10 protein-coding genes are annotated in these 26,796 nt (G+C 36.3%); 5 read left to right on the top strand and 5 right to left on the bottom strand.

All coding sequences use genetic code 11. The annotated features are described in order from the left end of the window. The 4 genes from ACP6PL_RS14735 to ACP6PL_RS14750 all read right to left on the bottom strand — a co-directional run bounded on the left by ACP6PL_RS14735 (window position 1) and on the right by ACP6PL_RS14750 (window position 11,242). Complete coding sequence (locus ACP6PL_RS14735; protein ID WP_426546016.1) at window positions 1-1,995, bottom strand: beta-barrel domain-containing protein; 1,995 nt, start codon at window positions 1,993-1,995, stop codon at window positions 1-3. A gap of 531 nt (window positions 1,996-2,526) precedes the next feature. Next, on the bottom strand, window positions 2,527-5,589 hold the full coding sequence (locus ACP6PL_RS14740) for an ABC transporter transmembrane domain-containing protein (protein ID WP_426546017.1): 3,063 nt from the start codon (window positions 5,587-5,589) through the stop codon (window positions 2,527-2,529). Between the two features lie 1,270 nt (window positions 5,590-6,859). Continuing rightward, window positions 6,860-8,380 carry a TAXI family TRAP transporter solute-binding subunit gene (locus ACP6PL_RS14745; RefSeq protein ID WP_426546018.1) on the bottom strand — a complete coding sequence of 507 codons (1,521 nt, stop codon included), beginning with the start codon at window positions 8,378-8,380 and terminating at the stop codon, window positions 6,860-6,862. A 708-nt stretch (window positions 8,381-9,088) separates the two neighbouring features. Continuing rightward, window positions 9,089-11,242 (bottom strand): polyribonucleotide nucleotidyltransferase, encoded by a 2,154-nt coding sequence (locus ACP6PL_RS14750; RefSeq protein ID WP_426546045.1) that lies wholly within the window; start codon window positions 11,240-11,242, stop codon window positions 9,089-9,091. Window positions 11,243-12,172: 930 nt separating this feature from the next. Here ACP6PL_RS14750 and ACP6PL_RS14755 point away from each other — a divergent pair. The 4 genes from ACP6PL_RS14755 to ACP6PL_RS14770 all read left to right on the top strand — a co-directional run bounded on the left by ACP6PL_RS14755 (window position 12,173) and on the right by ACP6PL_RS14770 (window position 22,105). Beyond that, complete coding sequence (locus tag ACP6PL_RS14755) at window positions 12,173-16,792, top strand: SNF2-related protein (RefSeq protein ID WP_426546019.1); 4,620 nt, start codon at window positions 12,173-12,175, stop codon at window positions 16,790-16,792. 446 nt (window positions 16,793-17,238) lie between these two features. Then, window positions 17,239-18,108: an SWIM zinc finger family protein gene (locus tag ACP6PL_RS14760; protein WP_426546020.1), complete on the top strand. Its 870-nt coding sequence runs from the start codon at window positions 17,239-17,241 to the stop codon at window positions 18,106-18,108. A 663-nt stretch (window positions 18,109-18,771) separates the two neighbouring features. Next, the gene (locus tag ACP6PL_RS14765; RefSeq protein WP_426546021.1) at window positions 18,772-19,449 is read left to right on the top strand and encodes a DUF928 domain-containing protein; all 678 of its coding nucleotides are present in this window, start codon (window positions 18,772-18,774) and stop codon (window positions 19,447-19,449) included. A 382-nt stretch (window positions 19,450-19,831) separates the two neighbouring features. Then, the gene (locus ACP6PL_RS14770) at window positions 19,832-22,105 is read left to right on the top strand and encodes a CHASE2 domain-containing protein (protein WP_426546022.1); all 2,274 of its coding nucleotides are present in this window, start codon (window positions 19,832-19,834) and stop codon (window positions 22,103-22,105) included. Window positions 22,106-22,329: 224 nt separating this feature from the next. Here ACP6PL_RS14770 and ACP6PL_RS14775 read toward each other — a convergent pair whose 3' ends face one another. After that, window positions 22,330-22,506 carry a hypothetical protein gene (locus ACP6PL_RS14775; protein ID WP_426546023.1) on the bottom strand — a complete coding sequence of 59 codons (177 nt, stop codon included), beginning with the start codon at window positions 22,504-22,506 and terminating at the stop codon, window positions 22,330-22,332. A gap of 1,125 nt (window positions 22,507-23,631) precedes the next feature. Here ACP6PL_RS14775 and ACP6PL_RS14780 point away from each other — a divergent pair. Then, window positions 23,632-26,676 (top strand): two-partner secretion domain-containing protein, encoded by a 3,045-nt coding sequence (locus ACP6PL_RS14780; protein ID WP_426546024.1) that lies wholly within the window; start codon window positions 23,632-23,634, stop codon window positions 26,674-26,676. Window positions 26,677-26,796: the final 120 nt, after the last annotated feature.

Raw genomic sequence — 26,796 nt, forward strand, 5'->3', positions numbered from 1 at the left:
TTAAAAATTGATGCCTTCTGCCTTCATTTGTCTAATTGGGTCTAATAAAATATCTGCAATACGACGGCGACGAATAATAATGTCCGCGCTCGCAGTTTGACCAGGCTTAAAACTAATCTTTTGACTATTTTCAGTTACATAGTTACGCTCCAACGTGATTTCAACCTGATAAACATCCCCCATTTGTTCATCCTGCTGTGTGTCAGGAGAAACAGAGGAAACTTTGCCAGATATTAGTCCATAATCTTGATAAGGATAAGCATCAAACTTAAGTTGGACTGGCATCCCCGCTCTGATAAATCCAGCTTCGGGATTAGGTAACTTAGCAGACAAAACCAGTGGTGCACCTTCAGGGCCTATTTCTGCAATAGTTTGCCCTGGTTGCACAACCTCCCCACTATTAGTAATATTCAAAGAAAGTAATACCCCACTTACAGGAGCATAAACAAATCGTTCCTTCAACTTAGTCTCAGCAGTAGCAAGTAAATTTTTATTTTCACTAATTTTTGCTTGCAGTTGAGTTAACTCAACTTCTAACTGCTGAATACGTTGCTGCATTTCTAACTGAGTTGTTTGTGCTTCTGCTTGTTTTTGGGAAAATTGGGCTTTGAGTCTCTGTGCTTCTGCCAATGCTTGCTCTAACTTGCCTTCAGTTTCAGTTATTTGGGTTTGTCTATCTCGCAAATTCTGTTCCACTGTAAACAACCGTTCCCTAGCCTGAGTTTCCTCAGATAACTGCGCCCGAATAATGGCATTTTCCCGGTCGCGCAAAGTTTGTTCGGCTGCAAACAACTGTTCCTGAGCCTGAGTTTGGTCGGATAACTGCGCCCGAATAATGGCATTTTCCCGGTCGCGCAATGCTTGTTCCGCTGCAAATAATTGCTCCTGAGCCTGAGTTTGCTCAGATAACTGCGCTCGAACTAAAGCGTGTTGGCGATCGCGTAATGCTTGTTGGGCTTGAAATAAACGTTCCTTCGACATTGCCCCCTCCTCAACCAGCGGCTGTAATGCTTCCACCCGTTCCTGATGTTCTACTACATCTGCTTTGAGTTGCTTAATCAACTGTTTGGTTTTGTCTGACAGTGGAGCAAGTTGTTGCCTTCTTTTTCTGGAAGCATCTACATCAGTTTTTAATTGTTCAAGTAACTTATTTGTTTTACTTTCAATGGGTCTTAGCTGTTGTCGTCTTTTCCTAGAAGCATCCACGTCAGCTTGCAGTTGTGCCAATAACTGCTGACTTTTATCTGCCAAAGGTTTGAGAGTTATATATCGTTGCTCTAATTCTGCTGCATCTGACTGTAACTGACTCAGCATCGTCCGGGTAGTTTCCACATTTGTTTCTGCTTGAGCGATCGCTACTGACTGGGTTCTCATATCTGCCTTGGCCACAGCATCTCTACTTCTTGCTTCCATCCTCAGTCTGTCGAGCAAGGCTTGTTTCTGAACTAACTCTTTTTCATAAGCGACTTGCTGTTGCTTTAGTCGCTTTACTTCTATTCCTGCCAGTTTCGTCTCTAGTTCCAGCAAAACTTGACCTGCTTTTACTGTATCTCCCTCTTTCACCGGAATGTTAGCTACTTTGCCCATATCCACCGGATGCACTTTGTAAGCTTCTCCCTGTGGTACTAACTCCCCCCGTGCTTGGCCTACTTCATTAACTTGGCCAAACCATGCCCAAGTACCAAAAGCCATACAGAAAGCGATACCCCCTAATAGCAGTTGCCGGGGAAATGCTGCTGTTGGTTTATCGAGCAAATTTTGGACAAATGGTGACCAATTAGAAGCATTAACACTTTGAGTTGGTGTGGGTCTGTCATGATTTTGAGCAGGTGTAGGTAACTGTGGTCCCCTAACTGATGTTGCTATTCCTCCATAGATAGAGGCTGCTACTTCATCTAGGCGATCGTACTCTGTATTTAGATCCTGTAAAATCCAGCTTTCAGCAGATGATTTTTTTCGATCGCATTCTGCTTCTGATTTAGTCTGAGAATCCATGGTCTCACCTTATTTTATGATATTTTTTCAAGTTATTAAACTTTTTTTAAAATTGTATTATTTCTTATTTTTCCCTCCGTAATCATACTAACTTAATATTCTGATTATGTTTGCCAAATTGGCAGTTTTTACAATTGTTTGAAGTTGTGTTACCTAATTAAGTTATTTGATTTTCTATTAACGATTATCTTTTATTAAAGATATAGAAGTCCTATTTGAATTGTCTATAAATATCCTGAAAAATGTCAAAAATAATAGTCTATATACCAATATAGGTAATAATTTGAGTTTTTTATCTATGTAGAAATTTTTAACAAATTATTCAGGATTGTATATCTACAATTCTTAATATTTTCGGATTTAAAAAAGTAAAAAAGAGATTGACAGTGAGAATTTAATCTCAAAAGAGATATTTCTCTTTGAATAATTAGTAAAGTAAATAGATAAAAGTCGATTGACTTTGAGGAATAAATGTAACAAATATTTACATAAATTCAGTATTTACTTAGTGTGTGGTTACCATTTTTTAAATTAAAGGTCAAGCTGTTGTTGGGCTAAGTGATAATACAACCCACCAAGGACTATCAATTCCTCATGAGTACCTTGCTCCAACAAAATTCCTTTATCTATAACTAAAATTTGGTCGGCATTTCTGACTGTAGATAGACGATGAGCAATAATAAAAGTAGTCCGCTCCCGACTAATCCTAGCCAAATTCTCCTGAAACCTGCGCTCTGACTCTGTATCCAAAGAGCTAGTTGCCTCATCCAAAATCACAATCCGAGGCTCACCCAATAAAGCACGGGCGATCGCCACTCGTTGGCGTTGACCCCCAGATAGAGACGACCCACGCTCACCAACCTTAGTGTTATATCCCAGAGGCAAATCCTGAATAAAGCTATGAGCTTCTGCCAGTTTTGCCACCTCTATCACCTCTGGCAAAGCCACATCATCAGCATACATACTAATATTTTCCAAAATAGTCCCCGAAAACAAAAAACACTCTTGGGGCACAACACCAAGTTGCGATCGCAAAGACTGGGGGGAAATATGACGGATATCATGGCCATCAATCAAAATCCGGCCATTGTTGGGATAATATAAACCCTGCAACAAACTGACTAAGGTACTCTTCCCAGAACCACTCCGCCCTACAATAGCAATAGTCTGTCCTGGTCTAACATCAAAAGAAATATTCTGAAGTGTATTCTTTTCCTGGTCTTCATCATAACGAAACGTCACATTATCAAACCGCACCTCTCCCCGTAACCGAGGTAAAACCAACATTTCCTGCCCTGGTGTTTCTTCCGGTTCTGCTGACAATACATCATTTAACCTTTCTACAGAAATCCAAACCTCCTGCAACTCATCCCACAGATTCACCAATGTCATAAACGGAGTAATCACTTTACCAATCATCATATTAAAAGCCATAAACTGACCAATACTCAGTTCCCCCTGAATGACTGAAAATGCTCCAAACCACAGCAACGCCGTACTACCAAGACTATTAACCACCCCACTACTAAACTGTAAAGTATTTCCCAACTTCTGGGCCTTAAACCTAGCATTCAGAGACTTAGTTAAATCCTCTTCCCACCGCCAGCGCAACTCCTTTTCAGTTGCCGTAGCTTTGACTGTAGATATTCCAGTCATCATTTCTACCAAAGATGAATTTTGATCTGCTGCAGCATTAAAAACTTCCCGCGACACCTGGCGCAAAAAAGGAGTAGCAACCAAAGTTAAAATTGCTATTGGTGGAATCAAGGCCAATACCAACAAAGTTAACTTATAGTTGTAATAAAGCATCAACCCCAAATAAACCATCCCCGTGAGAAAATCTAACCAAGTCATCACCACTTGACGAATCAGAAAACGCTGGATTTTCTGATTTTCTTGAACCCTGGTAATAATGTCACCTACCCTCCGAGATTCAAAAAATTTCAGAGGTAATCTCAAAGCATGACTGATAAAACCAGAAATCAGAGTCAGATCGACTCGATTAGAAAAGTAGTCAAGTAAATATTGTCTGGTTGTTCCCAGCGCCAGACCACCTAATCCAAATATTAACCCCCCCAAAACAAAAACATTGAGGGCACTGAGACTTTTGTTAACAACTACTTGGTCAATAATAATTTGGGTGAATAGGGGCGAAACAATTCCAAATACTTGAATCAATATAGACGCCAGAATAATTTGTAGGGCTGTATTGCGATAAGGCCACAAAACATTGGCAAAATTACCTAGAGATGTCTTAGCTGGTTTCGCATTGCGAAACTCTTGAGTAGGCTGCAATAGCAGGGCGTAACCACTCCAACTTGCTAGAAATTCTGAACGACTTAACCATTTTTTGCCGATCGCTGGGTCTGCAATTAAAATCCTTTTACTTTTAATTTTGTAGACAACCAGATAGTGTATTCCTTCCCAATGAGCAACCCAAGGGTCAGTTTGTTCTTCTAGACGACTTAGAGATGCTCGGACAGGTCGAGATTGAAATCCTAGACTTTCTGCTGCTTTAGCGAGATTTTTGAGGGACGCTCCAGAGCGTCCCACATTAGCCAAGTTTCGTAGTTGGTTAATGCTGAAGCGTTTACCCCAATATTGGCTAATCATGCCTAAACAAGCCGCACCACAATCTGAAGATGATTGCTGTAAAACTATTGGATAGTGAGCAAAAATATCCAGCAGTCGGCGGTTAATTGGTTTTGGGAAAGGAACTTTGTTTTCTGTGGGTGGGGACTGAGAATTTTCTGAGGTTGGCGGTGGGGTATCGGCAGTGACTTGTGGAGAATGGATGGTGACTGATTTCTTCAGAGGGGCTTTATTTGGGTTTGTTAGTAAGGATATCAGTTCATTCCATTTTTGTTTGGGTAGTTTATAAAGTGATAGTTGTGTTTCTGCTTGCCAGTCTGTAGGCGTTTTGTCAGGATAACCCCAACTAGGAAAGGTGGGTATTTCAGTTTGGGTTGTAGAAATTTGACCACTATTTAGCCAATAATGTGCGGTTTCCCCTGGAGTTGCTGTTGTGAGTTGTTCTCCTGCGGGTACTTGTATTTGCTGAAAGTGGGGTAATATGGGCCGTAGTTGATGACTAGGGAGCGATCGCCATTCTGTACAGGTTTTGAGAAAAATTTGGCATTGTCGTTGTTGTGTTTGTTCCTGTAGGTGTTGTTCTAGTTGGGGTAGTTTTTCTAGTAATAGTTGTAGTTGGGTCAGGTCAATTTTTGCTATTTGGCCTTGACTGGCAGCGATTGCCCGATAAAGTTTGATCTTGTCTGTGAATAAGTTATCTCCGCCAAATATTTCTCCTGTTTCTAAAACATCTACTGGTATTTCTTCTTGTTGTTCTGAGTCAAAGGCTAAAATTCTTACTCGACCTTGGCATACTAGATAAATAAAATTATTAATTTCAAATTCATTTTGAATTAATTCATCACCAAGGTGAAATTTCTTGGTCTGATAATTTTTGATCAACTCAGAAGCTATACTAGTATCTATTTGCAGATTTATTAATTTTTGTAAAATAGTTACTATAATTGCTGAGTTTTCCTGCGTAGGTGGAGCTGAACTATCGTATGTTGATATTTTTTTCATTGTTATTTTGATTGTTATATATTAATTAACTTGTGGCCAAAAAAAAATTTATTATCAGGATTTGGAACGATTTTTATGGTGACTCTGTGGCTTAGATTAACATATTTATCTCTTTTATATCAAACATCAAAAGTTTTGATACATATCTTTAAAAAATAAATAGTGTTATACTAATTTGCGTGAATTTTTGCTACTAGTTTTTGTTGCCTGTTCTCTATAAATTGTTGCCAAAAAACAGCTTTTTGTAACATTTTGAATCAAATTGTTGTGAAGTTTTGAGGAAAAAAACTCCAATTAATTTGATTTACCGTATTGATAATGATACATCTGGAACAAACCCAAATAATGGGTAGTGTTATATTTGATGATAATTGAAATTGTTGATATTAAAATTCGAGAGCATTCAGCTTTTAAGCATGAGTTTCATTGCCTTGATAGTCCAAGTTAGTATTGAGAAATTGAGGTCTAATTGAAGAAGGAGTTAGGAGGGAAGCTCGACGCCAAAGATTTGTTCAAGAATTTAGAATTTAGAATTTAGAATTTAGAATTACCTCTCCTTGAAAAGAACAGGATTGACGAACAGGAAAATTTTTATTTATTATCCCCTTAAAAAGGGAGGCTTTAAACCACAATATTTTGGTAATTCTAAAGTAATACCAAATCTCACGCAATCTTGCTCTCTTTTCTTAAGATAAGGTAGGGATTTTGCATTCAACAGTCAGGAGTAGGGTTCAAATATATAAGATATTTTCACTCTTTTTAAACAAATCCTTAAAAACATTGCTCTTAGTTATTTATTACTTAATCACTGAAGTTTTGAGGAAGGTCTTGCATTATTTTTGGGATTTGGTATTACTCTATAGAACCTATTTGGAAGATTAACAAAGGTTTAGGTGTTTGGCAAAGGAGTCAGAAGTCAGGAGATCGAGAAATAGAATAGGGGAAAAAGGTAGAAAAAAGCCCCCATCTTCACTATGTTCCCATCTCCCTATATTTGAGTACATAAATAGATCCCAAATGGGTTCTATACAAGGGAATTGCATTTATAACATCACTCAAAATGGTTAAAACCCTTGGTAATTAATAGATGTATTTTCTGTGATATGAAATCCGGTTATACAGTTATCGCATTTGCTAGTTGTCATCAAGACAGACCTGAATTGGTATATTCTGATTATTCTTACTTTTGACTTTCTTTGTCATGCAATAACTAATTACCGGGGTTCTATATGATTCTTTCTTTAAAAAGAATCAGTTAATAGCTAATAGCTTACACAGGAAGATTATGATTGTTAATCTGGTAATGAGGATTATTATTATTTAAGTTGACATAATAACTAATAAGTTGGGTGAGGTGAATGTAAGTTTGAAGATCAATTTGATTTGATAATAACATTTCTCGATATTTACTCTCTGATTGTTTCAGCTTATCCTTGATTTTTTCTTGGCATACTTCTGACATATTTTGCAATGCATCAATCAATTCTATTGTATCTTGAATATCTTGTTGACGTTGTTTTTTCTGCAAAGTTCGGCATTGTTCAGCAATCACCTGTGTCATATCTTCTAGCTTTTCATAAGCTTCTTTAGGCAAACTTCCTTCAATCAACATTAACCGATGTTGCTGCCTTAATTCTTCCACTTCTTTCAGAGCTTGAACAGGATTTGTTTCTACACAACAACTAATTTCACTCATAGCCAAACTGCTATTTTTAATCAACTTTCTACATCGTTTCTGACGCCACATTCGCAGTAAAAAGCCGATGATACCTGTAAAGATCACAATAATAACACCAGCTTGTAAGTCTTGATTTTCCTCAACGTAGCGCATCCAAATTTCTCTGGGGTCTCCTTCGTTAAACGCCTTCAGAGAACCAGGATGGAGATATAGCAACCCACTGCGTAATAAAGAGCGGGCATTCCCGTTAGCAAGCTCTGGGTAAAATAATGAGTATTGACGAGAGGATGAGATGATCGACCAAGTTAAAAGAGCAATTTTTTTTTTGCTGACATCGGGGCGAGTTAGTAAAGCGGCAGCAGTAGAAATGGTGGGTAAATCTTTTTCGGGTATTGGTGATAGAGGCATATAACTACCCTTGGGAAAGGTTGCACTTTGGTATGATTCGGGAAATTGAATGGTTAAATAGTTAATAAAAGAAGTTGCCATTGGAACTAACTTCAGAGTGGGAGGAGCTGTTAGTGTGGCTTTCACTTTTTTACTACCTCCTAATGGACCTACATAAACTAAAGCGTCTATTTCTTTTCGTTTAAGTTTGCTAAATCCTTGTTTGAAATCAAGGTCTTGTTCAATAATTTTTAAATTGGTAGCACTGAATAGTCGTTTGGCAGTGAAGTAAATGCCACTGCCAGGGGTACCAAAGGTGACTCTTTTTCCTTCAAGATCGCTAAAAGTTTTGATTTCTGAGTCAGATGGTGTAATGAGGTGTAAATATTCATGGGCAAGAACAGCTATTGCTTGTACTTGACCGGCTTTCAGTGCTTCATTAGCGACGTCTAATTGAACTAGAGCAAGATCTGTTTCTTTATTGAGCAGACGTTCTAGGTTTTCCTGTGAACCTTCGGAATTATAGTTGTCATGTATAGACATTTTCCCAACTTCACGAGCCGAATTTGCTATTTGTCTGCCGATGCGTTCGTAAGCTCCACCATTTGCACCACTAGAGAGGGTAAGGGTACGACTTTGAGGACTACAGCTAGTTAAGGCGATCGCCCATAATAAGATTCCTCCTATTCCTATTATTTTACTAGGTCGTTTTCTTTGGTGTTTCATATAATGTTTTTGGGATTGCAGGGATACTGACTTAACCTACAATTTTATATTATTATTAAACATAATGGTGTTTCTAATGTGAAATATGATAGCTAATACCAAATCCAGGTAATATCAAATCCGGTTGAATACTTATTATATGGTTGGGAGGATGGGGAGATGGGGAGATGGAGACTAACCCCTAAGCACTCTCCGGTGGGAAATTTAGCGAGATATCGATTAAAGTAATTGAAAAAATTATCAACACATATCCTATGACCAGATTCTATATGCAATTAACCGGATTTGATATAATTAGTTATTTTGTAAAGATTTAGCTCTTATATAAAATCCGATTATACAGTAATTGTAAAATTACTTCCTCTGAATACAGATGTTCTATCGAATACGAATTGAAAAATTCATCTATATCAAATCCAATATTTCTTCTAATCCTGACTCCAAGCGCGATGCGATAACTAATTACCTGGATTCTATATTAGCAGTCAGCTATCAGCAATTAATCATTGAGGTACAGTTGTTTTTCCTCTTTTCTATTATACATTTTCCTATCTTCCTACCCCAGTGAAAAATACCAAGTCAAAAGTTTGCCAGTTAATGGGATACTTCCACACACCTAAAAATTAACTTTTCTCAATGTTTCTATCCCATAGAAACAGAATTATTACTTCCCATTTCTGACGTCTGACTTTTGACTTGTAACTACATTTAAGAATTCATTGCCGTAGCACGAGCGGCGGCAGCTTCATCTGGATGAATATTCAAGCGAGTTAAATTGATCCGACCCTTAGAATCAATTTCTCGTACTTTAACAATGACTTCATCTCCAATTGCTAGCTCATCTTCTACCTTACCCACACGATAATCTGCAATTTGGGAGATATGAACCATTCCTTCTTTGCCAGCAAATACTTCTACAAAAGCACCAATAGGAATAATTCGAGTCACTCGACCAACATAAACATCCCCAGGATTCAGTTTCTTAGTCATCCCTTGGATAATATTGCAAGCTTGTTTAGCCTTTTCACCATCCGCTGCTGCAATAGTTACAGTACCATCATCATCAATATCAATTTTGACACCGGTTTCCTCAGTAATACCTTTAATAGTCTTACCACCAGGTCCGATGACTAAACCGATCATTTCTGGATCTATCCTGAAGGTTAACAGTCGGGGTGCATAAGGTGACATATCTCCACGAGGTTCATCAATGACATTCAACATCTTTTCCAAAATATGTATCCGTGCTGGTTTGGCTTGATGAATAGCATCAGCAATAACCTCTAGAGACAAACCTGTAATTTTCATATCCATCTGTAAAGCTGTAATACCACTATCGGTACCAGCAACTTTGAAGTCCATATCACCCAAAAAGTCTTCTATACCCTGAATATCTGTCAGAATACGAACTTCCTCACCTTCTTTGATTAAACCCATAGCTGCTCCACTCACAGGTTTAGTAATAGGAACTCCAGCATCCATTAAACCTAAAGTAGAAGCACAAACCGAACCCATAGAAGTTGAACCATTAGAAGACAGAACTTCTGAAACCACTCGAATAACATAAGGAAAAGTATCGCTTAGTGGTATGACTGGGTTCAATGCGCGTTCTGCTAAAGCACCATGACCAATTTCACGACGGCCTGGCGATCGCATTGGTTTAGTTTCTCCTACGGAAAAAGGAGGGAAGTTATAATGATGCAAATAACGTTTTTCATCTTGGGGATGTAAATCATCTGCCAATTCTTGAGCATCACCAGGTGTTCCGAGAGTAACAGCAGACATTACCTGAGTCAAACCTCGATTAAATAGAGAACTACCGTGGACTCGTGCTGGTAAAACTCCTACCCGACAAGAAACAGGGCGTACTTCATCTAACTTCCGACCATCAACCCGGATACCTTCGTCAATAATTTGTTTGCGCATCAGCTTTTTGGTGACGCCCTTAAAGACATTCCCTAGAGTCATGTTGTCAGATTCAACCATTACCCTTACTGCTTCTTCTTCAGGAAGTTCGGCGATCGCTAGTGCTAAAGAATCTTTAATTTTATCCAGTTTTTCATCCCGCTGATTTTTATCTAAATCATATTCAGAAAGGATCTGTTTAATAGATTCTGTAGCTTTTTCCTGTATATAGTTTTCTAAGGTAGAGTCTACTTCGGGAGGTTCCAACTCCACAAGTTCAATACCCATTTCCGCAATAATTTCTCGTTGAGCTTCAATTAGGTCACAAACTGCTTCATAACCAAAATCAATTGCCTCAATAATATCTTGTTCAGGCAATTGATTTGCTCCAGCTTCTACCATTATTACTCCCTGTGGAGACCCAGCGACCACCAAATCTAAATCGCCATTTTTAACTTCACGGTAAGTCGGGTTAATAATAAAGTCGTCTCCTACTAACCCTACCCGTACTGCAGCCATTGGGCCATAAAAAGGGAGCTTGGCCAGTAATACTGCTACTGAACTACCTGTTACAGCTAGCACGTCTGGTGGTACTTCCTCATCCATGGACAGTGTTGTGGCCACAATTTGAATATCATCCCGCAACCAACCAGGAAATAGTGGGCGTAAGGGTCTGTCAATTAAACGACCTGTAAGTGTCACCTTTTCTGGAGGGCGACCTTCCCGACGCAAAAAACCACCAGGGATTTTTCCTCCCGCGTAGAGTCTTTCTTCGTAGTCCACCAACAGAGGTAGAAAGTCTATTCCTTCTCTACCCTTAGCTGTAGTAGCTGTGACTAAAACTGCTGTATCTCCTGACTCTATCATCACAGCACCACCAGCTTGAGGCGCAAATAAACCAACCTTCAGTCGAATGTCCCGTCCGTCAAAGGATATGGATTTATCTATCTCTTCCATCCAGTTTTTTTTCCTTCTATATTCTTTCGCTTCTTTAGGAAATCGTAGCATTGTTAATGGGGCATTTTGAAGTCAGAAGTCAGAATTCAGAAGTCAGAAGTGATAATTTAGAAGTTAAATATTTTAATTTTGTATAGTAGGGGCGAGTTCCATCTGAAATTAATAACCTTCAACGTTTTAATTCAAAAGCGAGAATTCACAGGTTAAATATTTTAATTTTAATAGTAGGGGCAGGTTCAACCTGAAATTAATAAGCTCCAACATTAGATTTATATAAGTTATGCGCGAATAAACGTCACTATGTAACGAAATGTTAAAGCAGTTGAAACCCTTGAGATTGCTTCCTTCCGCTCCGCTTCAGTCGCAATGACATACTTGTAATTTTTTTCACCTACCTACTTAAACTCGCCCCTTATAAAATCTTGCAATAACTAACCCTCAATGATGTTATGGAATTTTTTGGATATGTCTGTTTAGTAGTAGCGTGACACGCAAAAAAATGCAGCCCCTTCTAGAATAAAGTGCTTAGGGCAGCTTATTTCCTCGATAAACCAAACAAAAATAAGGGTTTGTTGGATTTCCTACGTCAATCCAACCTACGCTAGTCAACTCAAAAGTAGTAAACGTAATAAGTTTAGGGCGGCTTTATTAAACTATATTGTGCTTTATGTCAAGGCTTTTGGTTAAACCTGCCCCTACAATTTTTTCAACACTTAATTTAGACCTACCTACCTACTCTTCATATTTCTGGAGTTTTACTGAAGATAAACCGCTATAATAATCAGACTTACCTTTCATCGCAAATGATGAAGTTTGCATCCAGTTATTTTAACTCGGATGCCGTTTTTAATTGTTAAATTTCATTATTGAAAGATTTACAGTAAAAAAAAATTAGTATTCAAAATATAACCTTTTCGATAGATATTTAAGATGGCAATTTTACATAGTTTTTGGCTGACCGAACATCAACAACCTAGTTCTTTATTTATTTGGGGAGAAACTTGGCAAAGAATTACAGAAGATGATGCTGGTGAAATAGGAAAAATTACTAATAATCCTTATTCAATAACTTTAGATGAATTTAAAATTTCATCTAAGTTAAATACTAATTTATCTTTAGAAAAGTACAAAAAATCCACAACTCAAACCTTAGCTATCCCCACACAAAAATCAGAATCTAGCCAAAAACTATACCCTATTCACTCTGCCACAAATTTATCAGAAACCACAGAAAAACTATATCTTTATCCCTGGCAAATAGAAGGAATTTGTCTAGAACCTTTAGAAGCAATCAAATTTCTACAATCTATTCCTCTGGGAAAAATTACTGAATCTTTGATCGGAGCAGATTTAAGGTTTTGGTCTCATGTTGCTCGATGGAGTCTTGACTTATTAGCAAGATGTAAATTTCTACCCTCTATTGAACAAATATCAAGTGCAGAATTTATTGGGATTTGGCAACCCTTACTTGATAGTTCCACAGACCAAACTAGATTGAAAAATTTTTCCCTACAAATGCCTCTTGTTTGTCGCACATATAACCTTGATTGGCAGTTACCTATTTCCTTAGAAAATATACAGATAATTCCCGAAAATAATTCCTCAAAATTCCCCAAACTTCAAGCAAGTCAAGAAATTATCCAAGATTTCTTAAAAAATATAATAGATACACAAATTAGACAGACATCAGCGGAAATATCTCCAACAGAAATTAGCTCATTAAATCCCTCAATTAGACAATGGTTGAAATCCTTATTAGGAAAATTAAACTTAAAATTGCCTGGTGCAAAAGAAACACAGCAAATTAGAAAAATACTTGAGAATTGGAAATCACCCTTACAGGAAGATAAAACCACAGAAAAGAAATTTATTACCTGTTTCCGTCTCCATTCACCATCAAATAATTCTAAACAATGGAAACTCGAATATTGTCTTCAAGCAGTAGATAATCCAGAATTTTTTGTTGATGCCAAGACAATTTGGGAAAATCCTGTAACAAGTTTCAATTATCAAGGACAAACAATTAAACTCCCTCAAGAAACTCTGCTCAAGGGCTTAGGTTTAGCATCAAGAATTTATCCAATTATTGAACCTAGTTTACAAGAAGCAACTCCCCAATATTGCGAATTAAATCCACAACAAGCTTATGAATTTATTAAAAGTGGAAGTTGGCGCTTTACTGATAGTGGGTTAGGGGTGATTTTACCACCTAGTTTAGCTAACCGAGAAGGATGGGCTTCTCGTTTGGGCTTAAGTATTCAAGCCACTGCTCCAAAAACGAAAAAAACTGAAAGACTTGGATTAAATAGTCTTCTCAATTTCCAGTGGGAATTATCTATTGGAGGTCAGAAATTAACTAAAGCTGAATTTGACAAATTAGTAGCTAAAGATAGTCCTTTAGTAGAAATTAATGGGGAATGGGTGGAACTGCAACCTCAAGATGTCCGAGCAGCAAAAAATTTCTTTGCCACTCGTCAAGACCAAATGGCTTTATCTTTGGAAGATGCTTTACGGTTAGCGACTGGGGATACTCAAACCCTGGAAAAATTGCCTGTTGTTAATTTTGAATCTGGGGGTCAACTACAGGAACTTTTAGATACTTTGACTAATAATCGTTCGTTAGAGGAAATTCCTACACCTGAGAATTTTCGGGGAGAATTGCGGAATTATCAAGCACGGGGTGTTAGTTGGTTGACTTTTCTGGAACGTTGGGGTTTAGGTGCTTGTTTGGCGGACGATATGGGCCTTGGTAAATGCAGTGGACCTCATACTGAATTATTTATTAATAGTATGGTAATGCAAGCAGAGGAAATTTGGCAAGCTTATGCAGGCGAGGCGGAATTTGATGGGGAAGGCTTTTGGGCAAAACCTAATAAGGAATTATTGGTAAATTCTCTAGATGAGACAACAGGTAAAATTGTCCTTGCTCCGATCCGACGGTTATATAGGCAGCAGGTACGAGAAAAGTTACGAAGGGTGAGATTAAAAGATAATAGTAGTATTACGATTACTCAGAGTCATAAATTATTTATTCGCGATAGTTGGAAAAATGATTTTCAGGTGGGAGATTATGTTTGTGTACCTGCAAAACTGGTTTGGGATGGGAAATCAGAAGATCCAGATTTGGTTAAATTTATTGCTTGGCAAATATCTGAAGGACACGAACGACCTGATATAGCAAGAGTAAGTATATCTCAAAAAAATAAACCACTTTTGGCAGAATTACTAAAGATTCTTCAGAATTTAGGTAAAATGTATGGTATTAAGATAAATCGTCCTGCTATTCGTCCCTATACTGATAGAAAAGATTGTTACCAACTTGTTATAAGCAGTGTAGAATATCGGAAATTTTTAGAAGAGAAAGGATATAAGTGGGGGAAGCGATCGCCTGACAAAACTATCCCACCATTTATTATGCAAGCTGACTTAGATAGCATTAGAATTTTTCTCAGCAACTATTTTGATGCGGAAGGTTCGGTCAGCAAAACTATGAGAAATATCGAAATTTCTACAGCATCATCCCAACTTATTCAACAATTATCTGTTCTACTCAGACGCTTTGGAATTTGGATGACAATATCTCCTAAAGAAAAACGAGCTACTAATGGTACTGGAATTTTTCGTACCTATTATATTGGAACATTTAGCGGTAACTCGGCACGCCGTTTTTTACAGGAAATAGGATTTAATGACTTAGGAAAACAAGAAAAACTTAAGTCAATTTGTGAAAAAATTGCTAACTCAAATGTTGAAGGAATTCCTGCTTCCGATATAGTCGCCGAATTAGTAGAGAAAACCAAACTACCAGTGGGACATTTAGGAATGCTTAATGAAGTCAGAAGTCAGAAGTCAGAAGTCAGAAGTTTTTCTAATAATGAGGATTTAAGCAAGGCTCCAAAAACATTTTCTCCTACTATCTTAGAAAAATTAATTAATAGTATGGAAAATATTATGAGTGGGGTGGTGGAACAGAAACTTTCTCAAGGAACGACTCAAACTTTAGAAGCTTATTCTTTATTAAACATTTTAGAACTAGAAATTCAGAAAACTCGCCTGCAAAAATTACTCAACCAAGAAGTCTATTATTGTCAGATAGAATCTATCGAAGATATCGAATATGACGGATGGGTTTATGACTTTGAAGTAAGCAAATATCATAACTTTGTTGCCAATAATATTCTTTGTCACAACACAATTCAAACCATAGCATTTTTGCTTCATCAACAAGAAAAAGAAGCACTCGAAGCACCCACATTATTAGTTTGCCCTACCTCCGTATTAGGTAACTGGGAAAGAGAAGTAAAAAAATTCGGACCCAGTTTAAAAGTAATAGTACATCACGGGGATAAACGTGCCAAAGGTAAAGAATTTGCCAAAGCAGTAAAAGACAAACATTTAGTAATAACAAGTTACGCTTTATTGCATCGAGATGAGAAAACATTACAGACAATAAAATGGCAGTCAATAATAGTTGATGAAGCACAAAATATCAAAAACCCAGAGGCAAAACAATCTCAGGCAGTCAGAAAATTAGACGCATCTTTTAGAATTGCCTTGACAGGAACTCCCGTAGAAAATCGCCTTTCGGAATTATGGTCAATTTTAGATTTTTTGAATCCTGGATATTTAGGGAAAAAGCAATTTTTCCAGCGTCGGTTTGCCATTCCAATCGAAAAATATGGCGATACAAATTCATTGCAAACTTTACGCTCTCTCGTTCAACCATTTATTCTCCGTCGCCTCAAAACTGACAAAAATATTATTCAAGATTTACCAGAAAAACAAGAAAATACTATTTTTTGCCCTTTAGCAAATGAACAAGCAAAACTCTATCAAAGTATAGTGGAAAATTCTTTAGAAGAAATTGAAGCTGCTGATGGTATTCAGCGAAAAGGGAAAATTTTAGCCTTATTGGTTAAATTGAAACAACTGTGTAATCATCCCGCACTTTTACAAATCAAAAAAGGCAGTAAGAAAAAAGTAGAAATCAACGAAAAAAACTCTGGAAAATTGCAACGTCTAGAAGCAATGCTAGAAGAAATAATTTCTGAAGGAGAACGAGCAATTATCTTTACCCAATTTGCTGAATGGGGAAAAGTTTTACAACCTTATTTAGAGAAAATTTTAGGTAGAGAAGTCTCATTTTTATATGGAGCTACCCGGAAAAATAAAAGAGAAGAAATGGTAGACCAATTCCAATTAGATCCTCAAGGTCCACCAATAATGATTCTATCATTAAAAGCTGGAGGTACAGGTTTAAATCTGACTCGCGCTAATCATGTTTTTCACTTTGATAGATGGTGGAATCCCGCAGTAGAAAATCAGGCTACGGATCGGGTATTTAGAATTGGTCAAACTAGGAATGTTCAGGTGCATAAATTTGTCTGTACCGGAACTTTAGAAGAGAAAATACACGATCTAATTGAAAGTAAAAAAGAATTAGCAGAGCAAGTAGTAGGTGCAGGTGAACAATGGCTAACTGAACTGGATACAGACCAATTGAGAAATTTATTAATACTTGACAGAAATAAAGTAATTGAAGAAGAGTAGGGTAGAGAATTTAGAGTTTATAATTTAGAATGTGCGAAGTTATCCAGGGTATAGCGGTTTTCACAAAGGTAGACTACAAAACTTATTCCTTCTTCCTTTAAACCAAAATCTCTATACTCTATATTAATGAAAACTGCTATATAATTACTATAAAAGGATAAAATATTAGAACCTGTTTAAGTAGCTGTGTAAAATAAATTTTCTAGTTGAGAGAAAAAACTTATACCATTTCTTCATGAAGTTGCACTTAATATACCAATCCTGAATAGGTTGTAATACCAATTCTCTATAAAGCTGCCCTTAATATAAGTTAATCATACCATTTCTCCATGAAGTTACACTTAATATACCAATCCTGAATAGGTTGTAACAATTCAAAAACTAGAAATAAATTCCGATATCTGTCTGCCATCAACCCAGTTTATAACTAATAACTGATAACTGAAATGACTAACTACAACAACTTACAAAGCGATAAAGAATGGTGGACTCAACAATGGATAGACTTGTTAAATTCTTATCGGTTTAAAAAACGATTAGAACGGGCAAGAAATTATGCCAGACAAGGCAATGTTCTGAGTATAGAATTTAAAGAACAAAAAATTATTGCCCAAGTTCAAGGAACAGCACCCGAACCATACAAACAATCTTTATGGTTAGATACTTTTAGTGAAGAAGACTGGGGTTATATCATTCAAACCATGTCGCAAAGAGCAATATTTACCGCCAAATTATTAGCCGGAGAAATGCCTCAAAATATAGAAGAAGTTTTTGCTGCTAATGGTTTAAGATTATTTCCTTTTACATTAGACGATATCCATGCTAAATGTGACTGTCCAGATAAAGCAAGAGTTTGTAAACATATTGCAGCAGTTTATTATTTATTAGGCGATCGCTTCAGTGACGACCCATTTCTATTATTTCAATTACGCGGTCGTACAAAAGAAAAAATCTTAGAAGAGCTACGTCAAAAACGTGGTCAAAGTGAAGATGAAAAAGTTACAGAAGCGGAAAAAATAAAATCTGAAAAAACACAAAGTAAAGAATTATCGACTAACCTATTACCTGTAACTTCAGCTACTCAAGAAACTCTCAAAATTGAGCAATTCTGGGAATATAATCAACAGTTAGATTCTTCCTTAGTAGTCATTACGCCATCTCCCAGTAATGAGACAGTTTTAGATGTCTTAGGTGATATTCCTTTAGGTACATCTGCTGATATTGTTATGAATTATTTTCAGAAAATTTATCAGAATGTTAGTCAGCAGGCAGTGATAACAGCATTAAACCAAGGACAAGATGAGTATGATAGCTAAAGTCAAAAGTTAAAAGCTATAAAATTTACAATTTTTCTTAGTTTTTCCCTTTTCCTTAAACTTCCGAGCCTATAAAACCTTAATTTTGAATTTTTACTTTTAACTTCTATGAAACAGTATTACCTACAGTATTCGTAATATTATTTTTACACAATGGATACAATTTGGATAATATTGGCTACAAATTCCTTTTGCCTATTCCCAATAACTAAAATTTTGTAAGATTATTTAGAGAAAATACTTTTTACTTTTGACTTCCGTAAAATGCTCAACTAACTTCCCTACTTTCTTTGTTTCCTTCCCTACTTTCCGCAGCTCAATCCTAAAACTCTCATTTATTTTCACCTGTTAAATTACGGAATTTATAGTTAAGATATATTTAATAATTCTCTCCTAATTATCTTTGCCAATAAAATCTATTTGACCTAATTTTAATTATTTTAGAAAGCTTGATGATTTGTATAAGTTAATAGCAATTAAAAAAAAGAGGTATATGTTATAATTAAGATTAGCTAGCTAAAAATACTAATAGCTATATAACTTTAATTTATACGGTAGTGATTTTTTACCATGTTTATACGAAACTTTTTAGGACTTTCCTTAGTAAGTCTTTTAGTTTCAGCTCCTCCAGTTAATCACCCGCAACCTAAATTGACAACTCATATGGAATCAGAGCCATCACAATTGCTGGCAATAAATTTTCCTGAATCAGATTCAAAAGGTGCGCCATCTAGAACTAGAGGAGCTGGGTCTCGTGGTCCATGTAATCCAATAATAAAAGAAAAATCAGGAGTCAATCTAACTGCTGTAATGCCAGAAAATAATATAGGTACAACAGTTAGTCCTAACCCAACTGTCTATCTATATGTTCCAAAAAGCAGTAAACAAAAGGCAGAATTTGCTCTGTATGATTGGACAAATAGAGTCAGAGAACCAATGTATATAACCAATATATCTCTGCCCAAGTCTGGTGGAATTGTCAAAGTAAATTTGCCAAAAACAGTTGAATTACAACCTAATAATACTTATGTTTGGCATTTTGGTATAATTTGCGATTCAGACCAGCGTAGTTTAGATTATTATATTAACGGATGGTTACAACGTACCTCTCTAACTCCACAAGTAGAAGCTAAATTGAAACAACTGGAGGAAAAACCATTAGAACAAGCTAAACTCTACGCTGAATCATCTGTGTGGAGTGAAACTATCACAACTTTAGAAAAATCTCGTGCAGCTTATCCTAATGCCTGGAAAGAATTGTTAGAGTCAGTAGGACTAGGAAAAATTTCCGATAGTCAAATCTTTGATTTTTCTCAAGAAATACAATCCGATCAAAGATAATGAATATTGTTCAATTATCTTGAAAATATACAGGAAAAAATAACTGGATCAAGTTAGCTGGCCAATATAAACCGGTAGTTAGATAATGAATTGTGATGTTTTCATGCTGCTAATATCTAGTTAATATCTACAATGAAAATTTGAAAACTTTGCTACTCTTGGATACTATTTTCAGGATATTTAAGGTTAATGGATTTATTCAATATCTTTGGACAGGGAACAACCTCTTAAAAGTTTTGTATAGGGTTAATAACCTTGAGTACAATATGAATAAGCTTGGTTTTAGTTTTCTGTTATTTAAGTACAACCTTCAAACGTTTTCAAAATTTATGTAGATATGTTTAACTTTGTCCAATTATTTAGCTTCAGTAGTTAACCCTGAGTGAAATCTCGTTATGATTTTCTAAGAGCAAAAGTCAAATTATTCATCTGGCAGTGGCGCGGGGTGTGGATAACTACTCCCTGCATAACTGCCTTTGTTATTCTACTACGCCTCACAGGAATATTACAGTTATGGGAGTGGAGTACATACGATTTTTATATCCGAAACAGACCTTTACCTACACAGGATCGGCGTATTGCGATAATTGGCATTGATGAAGCAGACATCCACAGAATAGGTCAACCCATTCTTCCCGATGCTACATACGCCAAGCTACTAGAAAAACTCAAAGCCATGGAACCCAGAGCTATTGGTTTAGATATTTACCGAGATTTACCAGTACCACCTGGTCATCCAGAATTAGTCAGAGTCTTTCAAAACACTCCCAATTTAGTTGGTATCCAGAAAGTAGTAGGGGATAACAAACGAGAAGGAGTAGCACCACCACCAGCTTTAAAAGAAAAAGGACAGGTAGGGGCCAATGATATGGTTGTCGATGCAGATGGCCGAGTCAGAAGAGGTTTATTTTACTTAGATAATCAAGATGGGGAAACAATTCATAGTTTTGCCCTGCATTTAGCATTGCATTATTTAGAAAAGGAAAATATTCAAGCAGAGAGAGCAGAAGGAACTAATAACTGGCGTATAGGCAATCAAGTCTTTATTTCCTTTGAAAAAAATGATGGTGGCTATGTGAAAACTGATGCAGGTGGCTATCAGTTATTAATTAACTATCGAGGACCTAGTGGTTATTTTGAAATTGTTAGTCTCACAGATATTCTTGAAGACCAAGTACCTCGAGACTGGGGACGCGATCGCATCATTCTCATTGGAAAGGTAGGAGAAAGTTTTAACGATCTATTTTATACGCCATATAGTAGTAGTTGGTTAAATTTGCCAAAACCAATGACGGGAGTAGAGGTTCAAGCAAATTTTATTAGTCAAATTATTAGTTCTGCCTTAAATGAACGTTCCTTAATTAGAACTTGGTCTGAACCCCAGGAATGGTTATGGATTTTTATGTGGTCTGGAGTTGGAGCTACAGTTGCATGGCACTGGCGAAATCAAACAAAACAATTTTTATCATTAGCTTTATTTAAACACCTAGCTCTAGAAATCTTTATTTTATTTGGTAGCACTTATATTGGTTTAATTTGTGGTTGGTGGGTTCCTGTTGTACCACCTATATTAGCAGTAGTAGGTGCTTTCTTTGTCATTACAGGTTATGTTGCTGGTACTGCAAGTGGGATTAGAAAAACTTTTGGCCGTTATCTTTCCAAGGAAATAGTCAGTAATTTATTGGAAAGTAAAGAAGGTTTAAAAATAGGCGGTAAAAGACAAACTATTACTGTATTAGCTTCTGATTTAAGAGGATTCACAGCTCTTTCCGAGCAACTATCTTCAGAAGATGTAGTAGAAATTATTAATATTTATTTGCAAGATATATTAAAAATAATCACAGACTATGGCGGTACTATCGACAAGTTGCTTGGTGATGGAATAATGGTTCTTTTTGGTGCTCCAATAATTAGGGAAGATGATGCGGAAAGAGCAGTTGCTTGTGCTTTAGCAATGCAGTTAGAAATGGAGTCTATTAATAAGAAAATTAAAGTATTAGGATTACCAGCTTTAGAGATGGGTATTGGTATTAATACAGGAGATGCTGTAGTCGGAAATATTGGCTCTGAAGAACACACAGAATATACAGCTATTGGCTGGGAAGTTAACTTAGCTTTTAGAATAGAAACTTATGCCATCGGGAATCAAATCTTGATTTCTCAATCTACTAAAGAAGCTATCAGTATTTCAAAATTAAGAATAGATAGTATCAATGAAATTAAGCCTAAAGGGATGAGTCATCCAATCAATATTTATGAAGTAGGAGGTATTGGTGATAAATATAATCTGTTTTTACCAAGAGAAGAGGAAATATTATTACTCTTAGAAAAACCAATTCCCATCTTTTATTTGATTGTAGAAGGTAAACAGATTAGTAATACTGTGTTTAAAGGAAATTTAATTAGGCTTTCTCAGAGAGGTGCAGAGATAGAGATGAATAAATTGGCTTTAACAGATTCAGTACCATTACCTTACAGTAATATTCAACTTAATTTATTGAAGCCTGACAATAAATCATTTATGAGCGAACATATTTATGGAAAAATATTAAAAGTAGAAGAAGCATCAAAGACTTTTTATATTCGTTTTACTTTCAAGCCTCAGTCTGTTATTCAACAACTTGATAGTTTATATCAGTCTTCCTTAAAAAAGTAAATTAAGGATAGCTATTAGAGACAGTATAGGTGTCCTAGAGCTGAATAGCTATCTTTGCCAGAAAATTTGGGTAGATGATATGAAATATCAATGTTATTCTATATAGTATTTTTGCAGTTCGTACTAAAGTTATTAGATAAGTGGCACTACTACTTTTATTACTTATCTAATTAGTTTATATAGCGATATATCGCTATCTATAATGCTATAGGTTACCATTTTCATCAATTCCTTCGCCAACAATGTATTATTTGTTTCCACAATGACCTAAACCAATGTCCAGCAGCTACTAAGTCTAGCTCCTCGTCAGTTAGTTCCTGAAATATTAGCTGGTCTTCAGAAGTATTTTTTTTCCATCTATGGTCTTGCATCAGTTTTTGTTGTTTATTTTGTGTATTCATTATTAACTTTCTAATCCTCCATAAAATTTGCACTAATTATCACTTTGTAACTGTTTGATATTTACTTTTTTTTTATTTCAAACTTTTGGCAAGAGCCGAGGCATAAACGTTAGTTAATAGGGAAGAAAGAATCTAGCCAACCGCATTTTTTAGATTCAGAATCCCATCAAAGTTTTGGCCAAAGGATAAGGTGTACTTAGAAAAAACTTGAATTTAGGATGTTAATGAACAGATTGTCCATAAACTGTAAGAAAAATTTAGTATCTCTTAGTATCTCTCTAAAAACAATAAACTATACTTCGGTATTTGTCTAGTTAAATTCTAATATTTTAAATCTTTAACTAGCTAAAAGGCTATTTATAGTTAGATCAGACTAATTGTAACATTAATTTTACATTTTAATATATCCGTAAAAATTGTGTTATTTTTTACACAACAATTGCATATTATCGCTTAATAAACCAATATCAAAGCATTCGGTTGAGGGAAGGTTCTCAATAGATTTGCAGTTACAACTAAATACTTGAAGAAGTTAGGTTGATCAGGACAAACTTTAACGAAGTCAGAAGTTAAATTCGCAGCATGGACTAAATTTCAGAGGAGAGAGAATGTTCGCGCTAGCAATTTAGTGAGAAAAAAGTCTTTGTTTGTAGTTTTACTGCTTAAATATTGATTCCAGGGCTAAAGCCCAACTACAAGCCTAATTATTAAGTGTTTGATCCAAGATGATGTTAGTCAAGTAAAATTTATTCTATATTTGATGGTCAGGTTAAGTAGATAGGCACAATTATTTTGATAGCCAACCTGAAGAAGCAGGTTTGAGCAGGACAAACCATCAATATTTATTTGATAGAAACAAATAAACTTGACTTCTCTCTATTCAGCAACCCTTAAGTAAGTAGGTAGGCACAAAATTATGTAAAACAATATAAATTAGCAAAACTTTTGATATTTTTTCCTTCCACTCCATTCCAGCCATTTCCGACATAGTGAAATTTCAACCCCTTTTGATATTCAATTTGAAGAAGTTGGGTTGAGGAGGATTAACCATAAATATTTGAATTTGATGGAAACAAATAAACCTGATTTATTTCTATTCAACAAGCTCTACTTAATTAATTCATAATGAAATCTAATTCATTCTTATCTGTAATATTCCTAACATTTTTCCTCTGTAATTTGTTCACTTATGACAATCGGAAAAACTACGCAAATGCCCAGATAGTTCCTGACAAAACTCTAGGCCAAGAAGGTTCTGTTATTAAATCAATTGATGAACTTAAAGATCAAATTGAAGGGGGTGCTATTCGTGGCTCAAATTTATTCCATAGTTTTCAGGAATTTAATGTCGGAGAAGGTAGAAGTGTTTATTTTATCAACCCTAACGGAGTAGAAAATATCTTGACAAGAATTACAGGTAATAATCCCAGTAATATTTTAGGTAGATTAGGAGTAGATGGCGCAGCAAATTTATTTTTGGTGAATCCCCAGGGAATTTTCTTTGGACCTAATGCTAGTTTAGATATTCGGGGGTCATTTATCGCCACAACTGCTGATGAAATTCGACTGGGAGACAATGGACTATTTAGTGCTACAGCGCCTCAGACAAGTAGTTTATTATCAGTAGCACCCTCAGCCCTATTCTCAAATCAACTGGAGACTCAAGTTAGGGGAACAATTACTAATCAATCAACACAACAAGGAGTAGGCTTGGAATTACTGAGGGGTCAAACCCTCGCATTGGTAGGAGGAGATGTAGTTATAGATGGGGGTCTAATCACAGTACCAGAAGGCAGGGTAGAGTTAGGGAGTATAGGAAATAACTCTATTGTTAGGTTGAATTCCATAGATAAAGGCTATGATTTAGATTATTCAGAGGTTGAGAATTTTCAGGATGTCAATATCAACTTTGCCTTCATTAATACTCAAGGGGCGGAGGGTGGTGGTGATATCTCAATTCATGGTAGAAATATTGGTATCACAGAGGGTTCTGAAATTACGGGAAGTACAAATGGAGCGCAACGAGGAGGTAATATAGAAGTTATCGGTTCGGAGGTAGTAGAACTGGTTAATAGTGCAATTTTTAGTGATGTAAACCCAGGGGCGACAGGAAATGGAGGTAATATAGAAGTTATCGGTTCGGAGGTAGTAGAACTGGTTAATAGTGCAATTTTTAGTAATGTAAACTTAGGGGCGACAGGAAATGGAGGTAATATTGATATTCAAACTCAAGGTTTGATTTTTAGGGACTTTTCAGTTATTGCTGCAGAAACTTTTGGTGAGGGTGACGCGGGAAATTTAACAGTAACAGCAATTGAGATTGAAGCTAGAGATAATCAAGTAGATCAAGAAGGTCGCATATTCAGAAATTTTATATCTAGTGGTGTTCAAGGGCAGGGTACTGGAGAAGGAGGAACTTTAGCTATTGAGACTCAACGGCTCAGTTTACAAGATGGATCTCAAATATCTACATCTACTCTTGGGGAAGGCAAAGCGGGAAACTTGATTGTAAAAGCAGAAGAAATTAAACTTATTGGTATTAGTGAAGATGGGTTTAATAGTGGTTTGTTTGCTACTGTCCAAGATGGAGCTACTGGCGAAGGAGGGAACCTCTCTATTGAAACTCAACATTTGAGTATACAGAATGGAGGCTTCGTAGGTGTTTTAACCCGTGGTGCAGGCAATGCTGGAGAACTGAATATTAAGGCCAAAGAAATTGAATTGATTGGTGATTCTGGTGATGGTATTTTCCCTAGCAATATCTCCGCTAGTGTAGTAAGACCATTTGAAGGTAGAGCTACTGGTAATGGTGGAGACATATTCATTGAAACTGATAGTTTAATAATTCAGGATGGGGCGACAATTGATGCTGTCACTGAGGGAGATGGGCAAGCTGGACAAATTTCGATTCAAGCCAATGATAATATTACTATCTCTGGCTTTAGTTCGATCTCAGGTTTTTCTAGTGCCATTACTGCTACTACAGAATTAGGTGCAACTGGAAATGGAGGTAATATAGAAATTACTACTCCTATCCTGAATATTGATAATGGTGCAGTAATTACTGCTAGAAGTACCAGTGATTTTGATGGAGGTAATATTACTCTGAATGTTAATACCTTAAATCTAACAACAGGTGGCCAAGTTTTGACTTCTAGTTCCAGCAGTGGTAATGCAGGTACAATAGAGGTAAATGCCAGCGATCGGGTCTTTATCTCCGGCATTGACTCCAACTTTAACAATAGACAAGAAATAGTAGGAGGAGAATTAGATACTGATAGTCCTGAAAGTGCGATCGCATCTCGTGCTAGAGATAATAGTGATGCGGGTTCAGTTATGCTCAACTCTCCTCTTCTCAAACTAGAAGACCAGGGAATAGTTACTGTTAGTAGTTTTGGTGAAGGTGTAGCAGGTTCATTAGGTGTTAATGCCCCATCCATTGAAGTGAATAATGGTACTTTGAGTGCAGAAACTAATGCTGGAAATGAAGGTAATATTACGCTCAACTCCTCAAACATTAGTTTAGAAAATAACAGTCAAATTACGACCAGTGCTAGAGGAGATGCCACAGGAGGCAATATTGCCATTGATAATCAGTTTATTATCGCCAGAGACAATAGCCAAATTACTGCTAATGCTGTGGAAGGTCAAGGTGGTAACATTACCATTAGTGCAGAAGGTGTGTTTTTTGACAATTCTAGTCAAATTACTGCCAGTTCAGCATTAGGTATTGATGGCACAGTTGAAATCAACACTCAAGTAGACCCTACTCAAGGTGTTGTGGCATTATCTCCTGAGTTAATTGATGCAGCTTCTATTGTAGCACAAAATTTATGCTTACCAAGTCAAGGCAGAATACCAAATAGTAATTTTGTGGTTACAGGCCGGGGTGGTTTACCTCCAAACCCTAATCAAGCATTAACAGTGTTAAGGGGAGTTGTTGACTGGGAAACAGGGGATAAGAAAATTATATCGGGCAGCAAACAACCGACTGTAGTAGTCTACCAAAGGCAAGAAACTCAAAAGTTACCAGAAATTCGTCGAGCTACTGGTTGGGTAATGACTGAAGATAGTAATATTAAGCTGATATCTACTGCAAATAGAGTTAATTCAGCTAGTCTACAATTAATTCATCCTAGTTGTTATCTTTTTACTACTAATTACCACTAAAAGTAGTTATAGACATATTATAAAACTGATAACTGGTAACTGAAATTACATCTACTTCACCGACTTTTAAAACGGGTAGTTTACAATTAATTCATCCAGGTTGTTATCTATTTTTACCAA

The sequence above is a fragment of the Dapis purpurea BLCC-M126 genome, assembly GCF_050015975.1.
Taxonomy (GTDB): Bacteria; Cyanobacteriota; Cyanobacteriia; order Cyanobacteriales; family Microcoleaceae; genus Trichodesmium.

Bases quoted from the DNA above. Each gene is read 5' to 3' on its own strand.
- ACP6PL_RS14740 (WP_426546017.1), bottom strand. From the start codon at position 5,589: ATGAAAAAAATATCAACATACGATAGTTCAGCTCCACCTACGCAGGAA.
- ACP6PL_RS14760 (WP_426546020.1), top strand. From the start codon at position 17,239: ATGACTAACTACAACAACTTACAAAGCGATAAAGAATGGTGGACTCAA.
- ACP6PL_RS14755 (WP_426546019.1), top strand. From the start codon at position 12,173: ATGGCAATTTTACATAGTTTTTGGCTGACCGAACATCAACAACCTAGT.
- ACP6PL_RS14750 (WP_426546045.1), bottom strand. From the start codon at position 11,242: ATGGAAGAGATAGATAAATCCATATCCTTTGACGGACGGGACATTCGA.
- ACP6PL_RS14775 (WP_426546023.1), bottom strand. From the start codon at position 22,506: ATGAATACACAAAATAAACAACAAAAACTGATGCAAGACCATAGATGG.
- ACP6PL_RS14765 (WP_426546021.1), top strand. From the start codon at position 18,772: ATGGAATCAGAGCCATCACAATTGCTGGCAATAAATTTTCCTGAATCA.
- ACP6PL_RS14735 (WP_426546016.1), bottom strand. From the start codon at position 1,995: ATGGATTCTCAGACTAAATCAGAAGCAGAATGCGATCGAAAAAAATCA.
- ACP6PL_RS14780 (WP_426546024.1), top strand. From the start codon at position 23,632: ATGAAATCTAATTCATTCTTATCTGTAATATTCCTAACATTTTTCCTC.
- ACP6PL_RS14745 (WP_426546018.1), bottom strand. From the start codon at position 8,380: ATGAAACACCAAAGAAAACGACCTAGTAAAATAATAGGAATAGGAGGA.